This is a genomic window from Pseudomonas sp. RGM2987 (assembly GCF_022952855.1).
GTDB lineage: Bacteria > Pseudomonadota > Gammaproteobacteria > Pseudomonadales > Pseudomonadaceae > Aquipseudomonas.
This window is the reverse complement of sequence record NZ_JALJDX010000176.1, coordinates 26,576-42,145: the sequence shown is the minus strand read 5'-3', so window position 1 is coordinate 42,145 and position 15,570 is coordinate 26,576. Positions and strand designations below refer to the sequence as shown.

The 15,570-nt window shown below is 63.7% G+C and carries 16 protein-coding genes; 3 read left to right on the top strand and 13 right to left on the bottom strand.

Features of this window, described 5'->3' with window-relative positions; genetic code table 11:
• Positions 1 to 150: 150 nt before the first annotated feature.
• The 3 genes from RGM2987_RS10120 to RGM2987_RS10110 form a co-directional block, all read right to left on the bottom strand.
• Complete coding sequence (locus RGM2987_RS10120) at positions 151 to 747, bottom strand: YceI family protein (protein ID WP_245140382.1); 597 nt, start codon at positions 745 to 747, stop codon at positions 151 to 153.
• A gap of 32 nt (positions 748 to 779) precedes the next feature.
• Positions 780 to 1,331, bottom strand: a complete 552-nt coding sequence (locus tag RGM2987_RS10115) for a cytochrome b (protein ID WP_245140380.1) — start codon at positions 1,329 to 1,331, stop codon at positions 780 to 782.
• A 317-nt stretch (positions 1,332 to 1,648) separates the two neighbouring features.
• Positions 1,649 to 3,430 (bottom strand): flavin monoamine oxidase family protein, encoded by a 1,782-nt coding sequence (locus tag RGM2987_RS10110; protein ID WP_245140378.1) that lies wholly within the window; start codon positions 3,428 to 3,430, stop codon positions 1,649 to 1,651.
• A gap of 246 nt (positions 3,431 to 3,676) precedes the next feature.
• Here RGM2987_RS10110 and RGM2987_RS10105 point away from each other — a divergent pair, with 246 nt between their 5' ends.
• Both RGM2987_RS10105 and RGM2987_RS10100 read left to right on the top strand, forming a co-directional pair.
• Positions 3,677 to 5,083, top strand: coding sequence for an adenosylmethionine--8-amino-7-oxononanoate transaminase (locus tag RGM2987_RS10105; RefSeq protein WP_245140376.1), 1,407 nt, complete (start codon positions 3,677 to 3,679; stop codon positions 5,081 to 5,083).
• Between the two features lie 156 nt (positions 5,084 to 5,239).
• A complete protein-coding gene (locus tag RGM2987_RS10100; protein ID WP_245140374.1) occupies positions 5,240 to 5,959 on the top strand; it encodes a 16S rRNA (uracil(1498)-N(3))-methyltransferase in 720 nt (239 codons plus the stop codon).
• A gap of 146 nt (positions 5,960 to 6,105) precedes the next feature.
• Here the strand turns inward: RGM2987_RS10100 and RGM2987_RS10095 are convergent, their stop codons facing one another.
• Positions 6,106 to 6,723, bottom strand: coding sequence for a hemolysin III family protein (locus RGM2987_RS10095; protein WP_245140373.1), 618 nt, complete (start codon positions 6,721 to 6,723; stop codon positions 6,106 to 6,108).
• A 266-nt stretch (positions 6,724 to 6,989) separates the two neighbouring features.
• On the opposite strand from RGM2987_RS10095, the gene RGM2987_RS10090 reads away from it, so the two are divergent.
• Positions 6,990 to 7,904 (top strand): LysR substrate-binding domain-containing protein, encoded by a 915-nt coding sequence (locus tag RGM2987_RS10090; RefSeq protein ID WP_245140370.1) that lies wholly within the window; start codon positions 6,990 to 6,992, stop codon positions 7,902 to 7,904.
• Positions 7,905 to 8,014: 110 nt separating this feature from the next.
• Here RGM2987_RS10090 and madM read toward each other — a convergent pair whose 3' ends face one another.
• From madM to mdcA, 9 genes are all read right to left on the bottom strand, one after another.
• Positions 8,015 to 8,779 carry a malonate transporter subunit MadM gene (madM, locus tag RGM2987_RS10085; RefSeq protein ID WP_245140367.1) on the bottom strand — a complete coding sequence of 255 codons (765 nt, stop codon included), beginning with the start codon at positions 8,777 to 8,779 and terminating at the stop codon, positions 8,015 to 8,017.
• A 1-nt stretch (position 8,780) separates the two neighbouring features.
• The gene (madL, locus tag RGM2987_RS10080) at positions 8,781 to 9,197 is read right to left on the bottom strand and encodes a malonate transporter subunit MadL (protein ID WP_245140365.1); all 417 of its coding nucleotides are present in this window, start codon (positions 9,195 to 9,197) and stop codon (positions 8,781 to 8,783) included.
• A gap of 67 nt (positions 9,198 to 9,264) precedes the next feature.
• Entirely contained in the window at positions 9,265 to 10,185 is a 921-nt protein-coding gene (gene mdcH / locus RGM2987_RS10075; protein WP_245140363.1) for a malonate decarboxylase subunit epsilon, read from the bottom strand.
• Positions 10,182 to 10,805, bottom strand: coding sequence for a malonate decarboxylase holo-ACP synthase (locus tag RGM2987_RS10070; protein WP_245140361.1), 624 nt, complete (start codon positions 10,803 to 10,805; stop codon positions 10,182 to 10,184). Before RGM2987_RS10070 ends, mdcH begins: the two co-directional genes overlap by 4 nt.
• The gene (gene mdcE / locus RGM2987_RS10065) at positions 10,799 to 11,602 is read right to left on the bottom strand and encodes a biotin-independent malonate decarboxylase subunit gamma (protein WP_245140358.1); all 804 of its coding nucleotides are present in this window, start codon (positions 11,600 to 11,602) and stop codon (positions 10,799 to 10,801) included. Before mdcE ends, RGM2987_RS10070 begins: the two co-directional genes overlap by 7 nt.
• Positions 11,599 to 12,450, bottom strand: coding sequence for a biotin-independent malonate decarboxylase subunit beta (locus RGM2987_RS10060; RefSeq protein WP_245140355.1), 852 nt, complete (start codon positions 12,448 to 12,450; stop codon positions 11,599 to 11,601). Before RGM2987_RS10060 ends, mdcE begins: the two co-directional genes overlap by 4 nt.
• The gene (locus RGM2987_RS10055) at positions 12,443 to 12,742 is read right to left on the bottom strand and encodes a malonate decarboxylase subunit delta (RefSeq protein WP_245140353.1); all 300 of its coding nucleotides are present in this window, start codon (positions 12,740 to 12,742) and stop codon (positions 12,443 to 12,445) included. Before RGM2987_RS10055 ends, RGM2987_RS10060 begins: the two co-directional genes overlap by 8 nt.
• Positions 12,742 to 13,617 carry a triphosphoribosyl-dephospho-CoA synthase gene (locus RGM2987_RS10050; protein ID WP_245140350.1) on the bottom strand — a complete coding sequence of 292 codons (876 nt, stop codon included), beginning with the start codon at positions 13,615 to 13,617 and terminating at the stop codon, positions 12,742 to 12,744. The genes RGM2987_RS10055 and RGM2987_RS10050 overlap by 1 nt, the downstream gene beginning before the upstream one ends.
• Positions 13,618 to 15,288 (bottom strand): malonate decarboxylase subunit alpha, encoded by a 1,671-nt coding sequence (gene mdcA / locus RGM2987_RS10045; protein WP_245140348.1) that lies wholly within the window; start codon positions 15,286 to 15,288, stop codon positions 13,618 to 13,620.
• Positions 15,289 to 15,570 lie beyond the last annotated feature (282 nt).

Genomic DNA, 15,570 nt, shown 5'->3' with positions numbered 1-15,570 from the left:
CGGTGTGTCAGGCAACATTGTCTGCGACTGTCACACCGCATTCGCGAGCAAGCCCGCTCCCACAGGGGTTCTGCGTGACTTTCTCAAACACGGCAATAAAAAACGCCCCGCGATCACAAGACCCGGGGCGTTTTTTGTCAGGCGCGAAGGTTACTTCGCTTTGACACCTTCAAAGGTCACGTACAGCTCGACCGCGTCGGAGGTCGGGCCCAGGTCCATCTGCTTGCCGAAATCGGAACGCTTGATGGTGGTGGTGCCTTCGAAGCCGGCACGGTAGCCGCCCCATGGATCCTTGCCTTCGCCCAGGAAGGTGGCCTTGACCACGACCGGCTTGGTCACGCCCAGCAGGGTCAGGTCGCCGGTCACATCGGCGGTGTCCTTGCCGTCGGCGTTCTTGCCGGTGGGCTTGACGCTGGTGGACACGAACTTGGCTTCGGCAAACTTGCCTACGTCCAGGAAGTCCTTGCTGGCGATGTGTTTGTCACGCTCTGCGTGGTTGGTGAAGACGCTGGCGGTCCGGACGTTGAACTCGATCTTGCTGTCTTGCGGCTTGGCGGCGTCGAAGTTGAACTTGCCGTCGATGTCCTTGAAGGTACCGGTGATGTAGCTGTAGCCCAGGTGACTGATCTTGAAATCAACGAAGGCGTGCTGGCCGGTCTTGTCGACGACGTAGTCGGCAGCCATGGCCTGGCCGGCCGACAACAGGGCGGAACCGATTGCCAGGGCGGCGAGAGTCTTTTTCAACATGCTTTCTATTCCTTTGGAGTCGAGGTTGAACATCAGGCTTGGCGTCCCAGCATTCGCTTGAGGGTCGCGTCACGGTCAATAAAGTGGTGTTTCAATGCTGCCAACGCATGGAGGCCGGAGAAAATTACCAGCGCCCAGGCCAGGTACAGATGAATCTCACCGGCGACGTCTGCCTGGTCAGGCAGTCCGGACACCAGCGCGGGTACTTCAAACAGGCCAAACACCGGGATCCCGACACCGTCTGCGGTGGAAATCAGGTAACCGGCAATCATCACGGCGAACAACCCGAGATACAGGGCACCATGGCCGAGCTTGGCGCTCACGCGGGTCAGGCGGCCATAGGTTTGCAGGGTCGGTGGCGGCGGGCTGACGAAGCGCCAGAGCACCCGCAGCAACATGACCGCCAGCAACACCAGGCCAATGCTCTTGTGCAGGTCCGGCGCGTCTTTGCGCCAGCTGCTGTAGTAGTCCAGGCCGACCATCCACAGGCCCAGCGCGAACAGCCCGTATACCACCAGCGCCACGCCCCAGTGCAGGACGAGGCTGACCCAGCCATAGCGAGAAGAAGAGTTGCGTAGCTGCATTGCTCATATCCTGTAAAGACTGCGACCAAGACTAGCGGCTTATCTATCGATTTAAAGCGGAAAATTTCGCTTTGAAATATCGAGAAATACGATCATCAGTTTGGTTGGGGTCGGTTAAGGAAAGATTAACGGGAATACGAGGCGTTATATCCGAGGTTGCCAGACCCAATTGAGCTGGCAAACACGGCCTCTTCGCGAGCAAGCCCACTCCCACAGGGGAACGCGGTCGACTGTGGGAGCGGGCTTGCTCGCGAAGGCGATACTTCAGGCAATAAAAAACGCGGCAGACTCGCCGCGTTTTTTCTATTTCCCCAGCCTTACTGAGCCTTGGTCTCAGTAGCCGCCGGTGTCGTTGCAGCCGGCTTGGCCGCTGGTTTTTTCGCCGGTTCAGGCTTTTTCACCGGCGCCTTGGCCGGGGCTTTTTTCGCCTCGGTCTTGGCAGCAGGTTTTTTAGCCGTAGGCTTAGCCGCTGCCTTCTTGGCCGGTTCAGCTTTCACCGGTACCGCAGGTTTCGGCGGCTCTACCGGCGCAGGAGCTGGGGCAGGAGCAGGTGCCGGTGCGGGTGCCGGCGTTGGAGCTACCGGTTCCGGGGCCTTGACCGGCTCCGGCTTCTTCTCGTCATCGGAGCCACCGAACAGGTTGGTGAAGAAGTTGCCCTTCTTCGCCGCCACTGCACCGGCAGCAGCTGCCGCGACCGGTGCCACCTTGGCCGGTTCGAACGACTTGCCTGCCGCCAGGTCTTCAACCTGGCTGGCTGCCCGTTGACCGCTGCGCAATGCGCCTTCCAGGGTGCCCGGATACAGGCTGTCGGTGTGTTCACCGGCAAAGGCTACGCGCTGCAAAGGCTTTTCCCACAGGCGCCAGTACTTGCTGATCTGGCCGGGGCCAAAGGCCAGGTACGAGCCACCCGTGGACGGATCGGTGCTGTAGCGACGGATCTCGTAGCCGGTGAACGCGCCACGGGCCTGTGGATAAAAGGCGTGCAGGCGGATGAGCACCTGGTCGACCATCTGCTTGTCGCCAAACGCCTGCATCACCCGGGCGTTGTCACCGGACAGGTTGATGACCACGTTGGCGCCGCCCTTCAGAGCCGGCTCGATCCACATCATGCCCAGCCCGGTGTTGCTGTAGATCTCGCCGGACATGCGCGCCTTGCTGTCCCAGACCGGAGTCTTGAACTTGAGCATGATCTGGTCGCGCCAACCGTAGTTGGTGCCCTTGATCGCACCTTGATGCTGGGCATCCAGGGCCGGGGTCAACTGGATCTTGTTCAGGGCGCGCAACGGCACCGCCAGCACCACGTAGTCCGCCTGGTAGCCGACGCTGCCGACCTTGACGGTCACGCCGTCCTTGTCCTGGGAAATCGCCGATACCGGTGAGTTGGTCTTGATGGTTTTCAGTTGCTTGACGAACGCCTGGGCCAGCACCGGGCTGCCGCCGAGCAGGCGCGAGGCCCGCAGGTCACGGTCGGACACGCCACGATAGACCCGACTCTGCTGGGCGAAATACAACAGCGACAGACGCGACGGCTCGTCGTAACGGGTACGAATCTCCTGGTTCACCAACTGCCGCGCCGTGGCCGGCAACTGCAAACGGTCGAGCCAGTTGGACACGGTGATCTGGTCCAGCGAATGCAAGGTGCTGGTGGCGGCCGGGTTCAGCGGATCGTCAATGGAGCGCGCCAGGTCGTCCAGGGTGGTTTCGTAGCGCTTGAGGGCTTCGGCCGTGGCAGGCTGTTTGGTCGTCAGGTCGGCGGCGGTGAAGTAGGTGCCGTCAATCAGGTAGCTGGGGGTGCGCACGAATTCCGGCGCCGGCGTGGTGCTCAGCTTGAAGGTCGAGACGTACTTGTTCAGCACCGGCTGGGTCTTTTCATTGCCGATCCACTCGCTGGTGGCCATGCCCGAGCGACCGCCCAGGTCGGGCTTGGCTTCCAGCAACGTCACTGCCCAGCCTTTGTTCTGCAACTCATAGGCCGCCGTGAGGCCCGCCAGGCCGCCACCGATGACAATCGCCGTCGGTTGTTTGTCCTTGGCCAGCGCCGAAACGCTGAACAGCCCTATCATCACCAGCGCACAGGCGCGCAGCCAACCAGCAGACATTCAGGGAACTCCGGTTTAGAACGTAGGAAATTTCAGTTTCGAGCCAGGCGGCCCGCGGTTTTTCGAGCCAGTCGGCCCAGGGAACGGCGAAGAATACGTCAGCCATCAAAACGCCGCCAGCGACGTCTATCGCCTGGCCCAAAGTAGCGTGATCGACACAATAGGTTGTCCCCCGGGCCGCCATTGCATAGGCTTGCGCGATTGTTTTGCCCGCGCCCGCCGCGAGCCGCCTCGAGGAGACTGTACATGGGCCTGAATAACCAGTGGATGCAACGTGACCTCGCGGTGCTGTGGCACCCCTGCACCCAGATGAAAGACCACGAACAACTGCCGCTGATCCCGATCAAGCGCGGCGAAGGCGTGTGGCTGGAAGACTTCGAAGGCAAGCGCTACCTCGACGCCGTCAGCTCCTGGTGGGTCAACGTGTTCGGCCACGCCAACCCGCGCATCAACCAGCGGATCAAGGACCAGGTCGATCAACTGGAGCACGTGATCCTCGCCGGGTTCAGCCACCAGCCGGTGATCGAACTGTCCGAACGCCTGGTACAGATGACGCCCGACGGCCTGACCCGGTGCTTCTACGCCGATAACGGCTCATCGTGCATCGAAGTGGCGATGAAGATGAGCTTCCATTACTGGGTCAATCGCGGGCGACCAGACAAGAAGCGCTTCGTCACCCTGAGCAACAGCTATCACGGTGAAACCATCGCGGCGATGTCGGTGGGCGATGTGCCGCTGTTTACCGAGACCTACAAGGCGCTGCTGCTGGACACCCTCAAGGTGCCAAGCCCCGACTGCTACCACCGTCCCGAGGGCATGGGCTGGGAAGAACACTCGCGCAATATGTTCGCGGCCATGGAGCAGACCCTCGCCGAGCACCACGACAGCGTCGCGGCGGTGATCGTCGAGCCGCTGATCCAGGGCGCCGGCGGCATGCGCATGTATCACCCGGTCTACTTGAAACTGCTGCGCGAGGCTTGCGATCGTTACGGGGTGCACTTGATCCATGACGAGATCGCGGTCGGCTTCGGTCGTACCGGGACGATGTTTGCCTGCGAGCAGGCCGGGATCACTCCGGACTTCCTGTGCCTGTCCAAGGCCCTGACCGGCGGCTACCTACCGTTGGCGGCGTGCCTGACCACCGACGAGGTCTACAGCGCGTTCTACGACGACTATCCGACCCTGCGCGCGTTCCTGCACTCTCACAGCTACACCGGCAACCCGCTGGCCTGCGCGGCAGCCCTGGCGACGCTGGATATCTTCGAAGAAGACAACGTCATCCTGAACAACCAGGCCCTGGCCCAGCGCATGGCGAGCGCCACCGCGCACCTGGCCGACCATCCGAACGTGGCTGAAGTGCGCCAGACCGGCATGGTGCTGGCGATCGAGATGGTCAAGGACAAGGCCAGCAAGACCGCTTATCCCTGGCAGGAACGACGCGGCCTGACGGTGTTCCAGCATGCGCTGGAGCGCGGTGCGCTGCTGCGGCCGCTGGGCAGCGTGGTGTATTTCCTGCCGCCGTATGTCATCACCCCGGAGCAGATCGATTTCCTGGCCGAAGTCGCCAGCGAAGGTATCGACATCGCGACGCGGGACAAGGTCAGCGTGGCGGTGCCGAAGGACTTTCATCCGGGTTATCGCGATCCGGGCTGAAGACAGATTCCCTGTGGCGAGGGAGCTTGCTCCCGCTGGGCTGCGACGCGGCCCTCTTTTTTGCGATTGCTGCGCAATCGAGCGGGAGCAAGCTCCCTCGCCACAACGCGTTCGATCAAAACAACAATGCCATCCCCGATTCAACAGAGAACCAACATGAGACTGTCCCGCTTCTTCATCGACACCCCCCTGAGCCTCGGCGAGCACGAGTTGCCCGAAGCCCAGGCCCACTACATCAGCCGGGTGCTGCGCATGGCCGAGGGTGACGCGGTGCAGGTGTTCGACGGTTCGGGCCAGGAGTTCCGGGGTGTGCTGGCCGAAGTCGGCAAGAAACACGTGCGGGTCCAACTGAACGAGCAGTTCGACGGACAGCCGCAATCGCCGCTGCACATTCACCTTGGCCAGGGCCTGTCCCGGGGCGAGCGGATGGACTGGGCGATCCAGAAGGCCACGGAGCTGGGGGTCAACGAGATCACACCGATCTTCAGCGAACGCTGCGAAGTGCGCCTCAAGGATGAACGGGCCGACAAGCGTCTGCTGCACTGGCGCCAAGTGGCGATCAGCGCTTGCGAGCAATGCGGGCGCTCGACCGTGCCGGTGATCCACCCGCCGCTGCTGCTGGCCGACTGGCTGAAGCACACCGAGGCCGGGCTGAAGCTGGTGCTGCACCCGGTGGCCGAGCCGCTGGTCAGCCATCCCCGGCCGCAGACATTAGCCTTCCTGATCGGCCCCGAGGGCGGTTTGTCGGATGCCGAAGTCGAACAGGCCAGGTCCGCCGGCTACCACGCCGCCCGCCTCGGCCCCCGCGTGCTGCGCACCGAAACCGCGCCAGTAGTGGCCCTGGCGGTGGCGCAGCAGTTGTGGGGGGATTTCTAGCTCACCACAGATACGGTGATCAATTGCAGGCCCATTGTGGGAGCGGGCTTGCTCGCGAAGGCGGCCGGTCAGCCAACATCAATGTCGCTGGTAGATTGCATTCGCGAGCAAGCCCGCTCCCACAGGGGTTCCAGGGTGCTTTCCAGTCAGAGTACATAAAGCGAAATCGCCACAAAGTGCAGCAGGCTGCCGGCGATCACGAACAGATGCCAGATGCCATGGGCATGGCGCAAGCGGTTGTCGAGGGCGAAGAAAATGATGCCCACGGTGTACAACACGCCACCCGAGGCCAGCCAGGCAAACCCGGCGCTGCCCAGGGCCGCCAGCAACGGCTTGACCGCCACCAGCACGATCCAGCCCATCACGGCGTAGATCACGATCGACAGGATCCGTGCTTCGGATCGCGGCTTGATCTCCTGCAGGATCCCGATCAGCGCCAGCCCCCAGACAATCCCGAACAGACTCCAGCCCCACGGCCCGCGCAAGGTCACCAGGCAGAACGGCGTGTAGCTACCGGCGATCAATAGGTAGATCGAAAAGTGATCGACCTTCTGCATGATCGCTTTGCGGCGCCCGCGCACGCTGTGGTAGACCGTCGAAGCGCTGTAAAGCACCAGCAAGGTGAACCCGTAGATCGCCACGCTGACGATCTTCCAGGGATCGCCGGTCAGCCCGGCAATCACCACCAGCCACACCCCACCGATAAACGCTGCGATTGCCCCGACCAGATGGGTCCAGGCGTTGAGTCGCTCCCCGTGATACATCGAATCCTTACCCCCTGTTTCCAGAAATGCGCCAAGGCTCGGGCTTGGCGCGACAAAGTGCAATGGTTTGCTTAAGTCCTCGAAGATACAAAACCTGTGGCGAGGGAGCTTGCTCCCGCTCGACCGGGCTGGCGCACCAGTGCGCAGCAATCGCAAAAAAAGGGGCCGCTTCGCAGCCAACGGGAGCAAGCTCCCTCGCCACAGATAAAACCTCTCAAACAAGTCGATTGGGGCACAATCAAGCGATACGAATAAGAGCCCGCCCCATGCTGATCGACGAAGAATTGACCCTGAAGAAACTCGAGGTGTTCCTGGCCTTCATGCGCACCGGAAACCTGGCGCGGGCGGCGGCCGAGTTGCAGACCAGCAACGTCAGCGTGCATCGGGCGATTCACTCGCTGGAGAGTGCCCTGCGTTGCCCGTTGTTCAAGCACGAAGGCCGCAACCTGACGCCGCTGGAAAGCGCTTATGTGCTCGAAGAACGGGCGCAGAAGCTGATCCAGGACGTGATCGAAAGCGTGCGCCTGACCCGCGAGGCCGCCGGGTTTTCCGCAGAGCGCTTCAAGCTTGGCTCGCTGTACTCGCTGACGGTCAAGACCGTGCCGCAGCTGATCATGGGCCTGAAGATCCGGCGCAGCGAACTCAATATCGACCTGATCATGGGCTCGAACATCGACCTGCTGTACAAGCTCAAGAACATGGAAGTCGACGCGATCCTGGTGTCCCTGGACGACAGCGTCAACGACCCGGACTGCGAGCACATCGCGCTGTTTTCCGATGACATCTTCCTCGCCACGCCGGCTGACTCACCCTTTGCCCAACGCAGCGAAGTCGACCTGGCCGAGGTCCGCGACGAAACGTTCATCACCTTGACCCAGGGCTTCGCCACGCATCAGGACGGGATCCGGGTGTTCAAGCAGGCGGGGTTCGAGCCGAAGGTGGCGATGCAGGTCAACGACATCTTCACCCTGCTGAGCATGGTCAGCTCCGGGGTGGGTTATGCGCTGCTGCCGGGCAGGATTGCGGCGGTTTATGAGAACCGGGTGAAACTGATCCCGTTGCAGGAAAAATACCGGTTGCAGCAGCACATCGGCGCGGTGTTCCTCAAGGCCAAGGAGCGCGATCCGAACCTGCTGGCGCTGCTGGCCGAGTGCCGGATGTATGCCAATCGCCAAGGCTGAAACCTTGTGGCGAGGGAGCTTGCTCCCGCTGGGCCGCGTAGCGGCCCCAAAAGAGCGGCTGCTGCGCACCCGAGCGGGAGCAAGCTCCCTCGCCACAAAAGCAGCGCTGCTTAGCCGACAATCCCCCGAACAATGAAGTACAGCAACGAAGGCCCAAGCAGACAGCCAAGCCCGGTATGGAACGTCGCGGTCAACGCGCCATAGGGCACCAGTCGCCGATCCGTCGCCGCCAGGCCGGCCGTCACACCGCTCACCGTGCCGGCCAACCCGCCGAACACCATGGCCGAGCGTGGGTTATCCAGGCCCATCCAGCGTGCCGCCATGGGCGTGCCGACCATTACGATGATCGCCTTGATGAGCCCGGTGGCAATCGACAGCGCCATCACATCGGACGTCGCGCCAATCGCCGCGCCGGTCACCGGCCCGACGATGTAGGTCACCGCGCCTGCGCCGATGGTGGTCATGCTCACCGCATCGCGATAGCCGAACAGCCAGGCAATGCTCGCCCCGACAATGAACGGCAGGATCGTACCCAGCAGCAGCGCGATCACGCCGATCATCCCGGCCTTCTTCGCTTCGGTGGCCTGCACTTCGAACGCGGTGGCAACGATGGCGAAGTCCCGCAGCATGGCGCCGCCCATCAGGCCGATGCCGGAAAACAGCGACAGATCCGCCAGGCCCTTCTGCCCACCGGTCATGGTGCCGCCGACCCAGGCGAGCACCAGGCCGATGACGATGGCAATCGCCGAGCCGTGGACCCGGCCGAACGTCAGGCGCCTGGACAGGATCACCGACACCCACATGATCACGCCCACAAAGGCGAACGCCGTGATCAAACCGTTATGTTCCAGGCCTTTCTCAATGAGATCCCACATGTCAGCGACCTCCTACCGGTGTGCCAAGGGGCGTGACTTCAGCCGGCTCGTCGGGCAAGGGTTCGCCTTTGTGGGTCCGGCTGATCAGCGCGATGGTGCAGCCGCAGAGCACCACCGAACCGATGGCCGCCAACACTGCCACCGGGCCGCCGTGCAAAGCCGTGACCACGTTTTGTTGCGCGGCCATCGCCACCACCACCGGAATGTACATGGCGCCCCAGAAGGCGACGCCCATCTCGCAGTCCTTGGTCATGCCGCCGCGTTTTTGCATCCATAACCGTGCGCAGATCAGCAGGATCATCGCAATGCCGACCCCGCCCACGTTGGATTTGACGCCCAGCAACACGCCGAGCAGGTCGCCCATGATCACCCCTGCCAGCGTACAGATCGCCAACAGCGCCACACCGTAAATAATCATTGTTGTAATCCTCAAAATGCATCGTCGAAATTGTTGTTCTTGTAGGTTCGCAGCCTGAGTCGGTGGTCTAGGGTTGGCGGCTTCCCTCCTCAGCAAGCAGCGCTTGCAGGGTATCGAGCCGGGCCCCGTCGAAGGCAATGACGGTGCCCTGCTCGAACACCCGGCGCGCCAGCCCGGTCAACACCGCACCGGGCGGCAGTTCGATCTGTAGCCGCACGCCTCGCTCAAAGGCGCTTTGCACCGTGCCGCGCCAATCGACGACGCGGCACATGTTGAAGGCCAGGTCGTCGCGCAGGGCCTCGGCCTTGATCACAGGCCTTGCCCGACTGCCGCTGAGATAGCCCACGACCGGGGTTTTCAATGGCACCTCGGCAAACGCTGCCGCCAGCGTCCGTGCCGGGGTTTCCAGCAACGGGCAATGGGACGGCACGCTCACGGCAAGGCGACAGGCCTTGGCGGCGCCCTGGCTTCTGGCCTTGGCGGCGACCAGACCCATGGCCTCGTCGCTGCCGGCGATGACCACCTGGTTATCGGCGTTGATATTGGCCAGGTAGACCGGTGTCGTGTCGCTGTGTACCTGAGCCAGCAGCGCTTCGACGGTCGCGAGGTCGAGGCCAATGAGAGCGGTCATGCCATAGCCTTGCGGATAGGCCCGCTGCATCAGCTCGCCCCGCAGGCTGACCAGCCGCAACGCGTCTTCGAATGCCAAGGCACCGGCCACGACCGCCGCCGGATACGCACCGATGGACAGCCCCGCCACGTAGTCCGGCGCAGGCGCCTGTTCCAGCAAGCGACGCGACGCCGCCACGCCGGCAACCAACAGGCACAACTGCACGGCACGAGTCGATTGCAGCGCTGTGGCGTTGTCCAGTTGCAGGACGTCTTCGCCGAGCACATCGCTCGCCTCGCCCAGAATCCTCGGCGACAGGCCATGGAGCATGCCGGGCCGTTGCGCCCCCTGGCCGGGGAACACCAAGAGGCTGCTCATGCGACGCACTCCAGCGACGGCTGCCACGGATCCGTCACCAGCCGGGCCTGGAGGTCATCCTTGAGCAAGACCCGCTGCGACACACCCGCCCACTCGCGCAGGGCCACGGCGCCGAATGGCGTCTGCAACTGCATGTCCACGGCGCATGCCGAATCGTCCAGCTGCGCCAGCAGCACCTTGGCCTGAGCGCGGTCCAAGGGCTGCGGCGTGCGCAGGATCAGGTCCAGGTCGCTGCGCTCATGCAACGCCTTGATGCCACTGGCGAGTTCGAAGCCGGCGCTGCCGCTGACGCCCCAGACCCAACCGCTGGCGTCGAGCAGCGGACGCAGGCGGGACAGCGCTTGCAGGGCCGGCAAGTCGCGACGGGGGGCGACGTGCCGCAGGTCTTCCGGGCGCACCCGCAGCTTGACGGCCGCCAGCGGCATCGACGTGGCGTAGCGTTGTTCCCGGGATTGCCCGCGCACGCCCACCGCCACCTGCCCTGGCTCCGCCAGCGCCCGCCGCACGACCACCGGTTGCCCGAGGCCAAGGGATTCTCTCACCCAGTGCGGCGCATCCGCCGGCAACCGCTGCGGGGTCATCCCCCAGAGCAGGTCATGGGCCAGGAAATGATTCACCACTGCGCTCTCAGCAATTGGCGAACGGTGCTGGAGGCGGCCCGGTGAGTCGCGCCCAGGCGACTGCTCAAGTCCCGCGGCGCTGCGGCGACCTCGTTGATCGCCTGTTGCAGGCAATCGATCACCCGCGCCAGGTCACTCGCCAACGGTTGCTCGATCTGCTCGACCGACAGGGTTTCCCACAACAAACCCAGACTGGCAAAACTGTCGATGTCATACGCCATCGGCGGCACGCTGGCGGCCAACGCCTCCAGCTCTTCGACGCTACGCAAGGTCACCCGCGCCGCCGACGCCTTGCCCATGGCGTGGACCATCACCCCTGGATCGCGCAGGGCAATCAACCGGTTGGCCTGATAGCCGTGGGCGAGAAAGGCGCCGGACATCGCCTTGCCTACCAGCAGGCCGATCACCGGATGTCCGGCCAATCGGGCGCGGGCGTAACTGTCCGCCGCGCCGGCCAGCGCCTGATGGATGCCCAGGGCTTCCTCGCGTCGGCCATACGCCTGGCTCGGTACATCGACAATGGCAATCAACGGCCGTTTGCTCGGCGCATCGCGGTCGGCGGCGATGACATCATCCACCGCTTTTGCCAGACCCCAGCCTTCCAGCAAGCCGACTTCGCCACTACGAGCCCGTGGAAAACGGTTGTCGGGATCAGCCACCACCGCCAGCAGCCGCACCTGTTGCTCGCCCAATCGGACGTCGGCGACCTTCAACGAAGCGGGCAATCCTTGGACCGGCAGGGCGTTGCCGCTCAGGGCTTCGAACCAGCGCAAGCCGCGCAATGAATAAGCACTCATGGGCGTTCTCCCTGATACAACTGGCGAACCGCTGCCGGTTCGATTTGCGCCTCGGTGTCCAATCGAGCCAGGCGTTGCAGGAACCACTCGGCCTGACCACTGCGGTGTGCGGATGGCACGCCCTGGTGCAGCAGTTGGCTCACTTCCTGGCGGATCCGCGCCACGTCATCGGCCACATAACGGTCCACCAGTGCGGTGGCGAAACGCTGCTCGCCGCCGGTCAGGCTCCAGATGAAGGGCCGGTCGCGGGAGTCGTACTCGTCGAGGCCGGCTTCCTGTTCGATCACTTGCGGGCCGTTCAGGCCCAGCCGTGCTTCCTGGGTCACCAGCAAGTAGCTGCACAGCCCGGCGGCGATGGACATGCCGCCGAAGCAGCCGACACTCCCGGCCACCACGCCGACCACCGGTTGATACTGGCGCAGGTCGACAATCGCTGAATGGATTTCGGCAATCGCTGCCAGCCCCAGGTTGGCTTCCTGCAAGCGCACGCCACCGGTTTCCAGCAGCAACACGGCCCGGGTCGGGATGCCGTTGCGGTTGTCTTCGGCGGCCAGCTCCAGGGCGCCGGCAATCTTCGCCCCACCGACCTCGCCAAGGCTGCCACCCTGGAACGCGCCTTCGATGGCGGCGATCACCACCGGCAAGCCGTCGAGGCGGCCCTTGGCGATCACCACGCCGTCATCGCTCTGCGGCACCACGCCTTGGCGCAACAGCCAGGGCGACATGATCCGCTGGAACGGGTCGAGCAATTCGCGGTAGGTACCGTCATCCAGCAAGGCCCTGGCCCGTTGGCGGGCGCCCAGCTCGACGAAGCTGTGCTTGTTCAAAAGCGTGGCGCTGTCAGTCATGGCCGATCTCCTCGAAGCCTTGCTCCAGGCGCAGGCGTACCACGCCAGGCGTGGCGCCGAAATCATGGATGTCGATGGACAGCGCCGGCGGCACCTGACCATCGAACATGCGCGAAAAGAGATGCTGCCAGCGCTGTTCGCTGCCATTGACCGAGGTCTGCACCTGAATGGTCAATTTGCCGGCCAGGCCTGGCTCGATCAGCACTTCCAGGTCGCCCGAACCGACACAGCCCACCAGCGCCCGGCCCCGTGGCGGCTGCCCGGCGGGAAATTCAAAGGATAAGGTTTGCATCAGCACACTCCTGGGCAGAGGCCATCGCCGCGCTCGATCCGGTCGAGCAGCAGGCAGGCGGCGAGCAGGTCGGCCGCACCGCCGGGCGAGGCGTTCAAGGCAATCAATTGTTGGTCCAGCGCGTGCAGTTGGCGACGACCGCCCAGGCTGGCACTGCCACCGGCGTCGAGCACGGCTCTGGCACCTTGTTGCATGGCTTGCAAACCCGCTTCGCCGGCGCGATACAGCACGCAGGTGTCGGCCAGGGTGGTCATGATCGCCAGCAACGCATCGAGCCGGGCGTTCTGCTCCCCTGCCCCCGCCGCACGGCTGCGCTTGAGTTGCGGCAGGCCCAGGCCCGTAACGGCCGGGAATGCCAGTTGGGCTTCTTCACGGGCGCCGCGCACGCCGTAGCGCTGGGCAACCTGGGCGCCGTGGCTCAAGGGTTTTGGCGCGTAGCGGTCATCGAGCAAGGCCAGGCGGGCGGCTCTGAGGGCAACGGCGCCGGGCGCATTGGACTCAGGCTCCAGCGCCGCGGCGGCGACCAGCAGGCCCAAGGCCCAGATCGCGCCACGGTGGGTGTTCACCCCACCGGTGGTGGCGAGCATCGCAGCTTCACCTTCACGGCCGATCCGTCCCAGGGCTTCGCGCAGCGGCAGGCCGATTTCAGCGTAATCGATGGCGGCCTCGGCCATTTCCTTGAACGCCGGCCACAGCGACAGCGCCGAGGCGTGCATCAGGCCCAGGTGCAGATCGGTATGGGCGCCGCTGCCGCGACGGTCCACCAGGGCCGGTTTGGGCGACAGGTCGGCTTCGTCGATCAGCGCATCTACGGCCAGATCCGCCAAGCGCTCGGACAGCGATAACGCTTTGGGTTGCCAGTTGAGTGCGTGCATTTACCAGCTCCTGAACTTGGCGGGCGGGTTGTAGAGGCCACCGGACCACTCCACCAGATCGGCCACGCTCTTGGCCGCGAGCAACTCGCGGGTGGCCTCGGTGCGACGGATGCCGAGGTCTTCGGGCAAGGCGATCAAGCCTTCGCGGCGCATCCGCGCGGTGTCCTTGGGGTTGTGCCGCAGGCCGATGGCAGTGACCCCGGCCACGGCCGCGATCATGGCCTGGCGCTCTTCCAGCGAGCGGGCCTTGTACAGGTAGGCGATGCCCTCTTCGGTGAGCAGGTGGGTGACGTCGTCGCCGTAGATCATGATCGGCGCCAGAGGCATGCCGGCTTTCTTCGCCACATCTACCGCGTCGAGAGTCTCGACGAAGGTTGGCTTGCCGCCCTCCTGGAAGGTCTCGACCATCTGCACCACCAGTTTCTTGCCACGCTCCAGCAAGGGCGCCTCGCCATCGCCGTGGCGCATGTCGAGCCAGGCCGGCGTGCCGTGGCGGCGACCGCGTGGATCATGGCCCATGTTCGGCGCGCCACCGAAGCCTGCCAACCGACCACGGGTCACCGTCGAGGAATGGCCGTCACCGTCTACCTGCAACGTGGCGCCGATGAACAGGTCCACTGCGTACTGCCCGGCCAATTGGCAGACCATCCGGTTGGAGCGTAACGAGCCGTCATGCCCGGTGAAGAACACGTCGGGGCGGGCGGCGATGTAGTTTTCCATGCCCAGTTCGGTGCCGAAGCAATGCACACTTTCGACCCAGCCGCTTTCAATGGCCGGGATCAACGTTGGGTGAGGATTGAGGGTCCAGTTGCGGCAGATCTTGCCCTTCAGGCCGAGGGATTCGCCATAGGTCGGCAGGATCAATTCGATGGCGGCGGTGTTGAAACCGATGCCGTGGTTGAGGGACTGAACGTTGTGTTTTTCGTAGATCCCGCGAATCGCCATCATCGCCATCAGCACGTGTACCGGCTTGATATGCCGTGGGTCGCGGGTGAACAGCGGCTCGATGTAGAACGGCTTGTCGGCCACCACCACGAAATCCACCCAGGAGGCCGGGATGTCCACTCGCGGCAGGTCGCTGACGTCGTCCACCAACTGGTTGACCTGAACGATGACGATGCCATCGCTGAAGGCCGCCGGCTCGATCAGCGCCGGGGTGTCTTCGGTGCTCGGGCCGGTGTAGATATTGCCGGCGCGGTCGGCCATGAACCCGGCCGAAAGCACCACGTTGGGGATCAGGTCCACCACCAGCCGTGCATAGAGTTCGATGTAAGTGTGGATCGCCCCGACTTCCAGCAGGCCATCTTCCAGCAACTGGCTGATGCGCAGGCTCTGGGTGCCGGCGAAGGAAAAATCCAGCTTGCGGGCAATGCCGCGTTCGAACAGGTCCAGGTGCTCGGAGCGGCCGACACTGGGCATGATCATGTGCAAGTCGTGCAGCTTCGACGGATCGGCTTTCACCAGGGAGCGCGAGAGAAAATCCGCCTGCTTCTGGTTATTGCCTTCCAACACCACGCGGTCACCCGGCAGGATCAACGCCTCCAGCGCCGCGACGATCTTGTCGGTGGGCAACACCACACCGTCGGCAAGCCCCTTCACCAGTTCGAGCCGCCGCTGCTTCTCGCTGCGCCGCCGCGTCCAGCGCGAGTCGGGGGATATTGTTGTTGTCATGACCACTCCACGGGTTCGCTGTCGTGGGGTCACCTTAGGAGTGTTGGGGCGAGGGCATCAATCAAGCTCGGCGCTGGATCGTTACGCTTGGAGTAATGGTCAAGCGCGGCTTTTGTGGGATCGGTTCGATTCCTTAAATAGAAATTCACGAACTGGCAACTGACTTGCGGGTATTTTTAGTCGGCGGGCCAGCTCAGTCGACCTGTTAGTTCTGACAGTAGCCCTCGCTGAATCCGATGTGCTTAATATTTTGGCGACGCTGTCCTTGCCCGACAAGGTGGA

Excerpts from the sequence above, each read along its gene's own strand:
- RGM2987_RS10090 (WP_245140370.1), top strand. The coding sequence starts at position 6,990 with ATGCTGATCGACGAAGAATTGACCCTGAAGAAACTCGAGGTGTTCCTG.
- RGM2987_RS10060 (WP_245140355.1), bottom strand. The coding sequence starts at position 12,450 with ATGACTGACAGCGCCACGCTTTTGAACAAGCACAGCTTCGTCGAGCTG.
- RGM2987_RS10120 (WP_245140382.1), bottom strand. The coding sequence starts at position 747 with ATGTTGAAAAAGACTCTCGCCGCCCTGGCAATCGGTTCCGCCCTGTTG.
- RGM2987_RS10050 (WP_245140350.1), bottom strand. The coding sequence starts at position 13,617 with ATGCACGCACTCAACTGGCAACCCAAAGCGTTATCGCTGTCCGAGCGC.
- madL (WP_245140365.1), bottom strand. The coding sequence starts at position 9,197 with ATGATTATTTACGGTGTGGCGCTGTTGGCGATCTGTACGCTGGCAGGG.
- RGM2987_RS10055 (WP_245140353.1), bottom strand. The coding sequence starts at position 12,742 with ATGCAAACCTTATCCTTTGAATTTCCCGCCGGGCAGCCGCCACGGGGC.
- mdcH (WP_245140363.1), bottom strand. The coding sequence starts at position 10,185 with ATGAGCAGCCTCTTGGTGTTCCCCGGCCAGGGGGCGCAACGGCCCGGC.
- mdcE (WP_245140358.1), bottom strand. The coding sequence starts at position 11,602 with ATGAGTGCTTATTCATTGCGCGGCTTGCGCTGGTTCGAAGCCCTGAGC.
- RGM2987_RS10105 (WP_245140376.1), top strand. The coding sequence starts at position 3,677 with ATGGGCCTGAATAACCAGTGGATGCAACGTGACCTCGCGGTGCTGTGG.
- RGM2987_RS10115 (WP_245140380.1), bottom strand. The coding sequence starts at position 1,331 with ATGCAGCTACGCAACTCTTCTTCTCGCTATGGCTGGGTCAGCCTCGTC.
- madM (WP_245140367.1), bottom strand. The coding sequence starts at position 8,779 with ATGTGGGATCTCATTGAGAAAGGCCTGGAACATAACGGTTTGATCACG.
- RGM2987_RS10110 (WP_245140378.1), bottom strand. The coding sequence starts at position 3,430 with ATGTCTGCTGGTTGGCTGCGCGCCTGTGCGCTGGTGATGATAGGGCTG.
- RGM2987_RS10095 (WP_245140373.1), bottom strand. The coding sequence starts at position 6,723 with ATGTATCACGGGGAGCGACTCAACGCCTGGACCCATCTGGTCGGGGCA.
- RGM2987_RS10100 (WP_245140374.1), top strand. The coding sequence starts at position 5,240 with ATGAGACTGTCCCGCTTCTTCATCGACACCCCCCTGAGCCTCGGCGAG.
- mdcA (WP_245140348.1), bottom strand. The coding sequence starts at position 15,288 with ATGACAACAACAATATCCCCCGACTCGCGCTGGACGCGGCGGCGCAGC.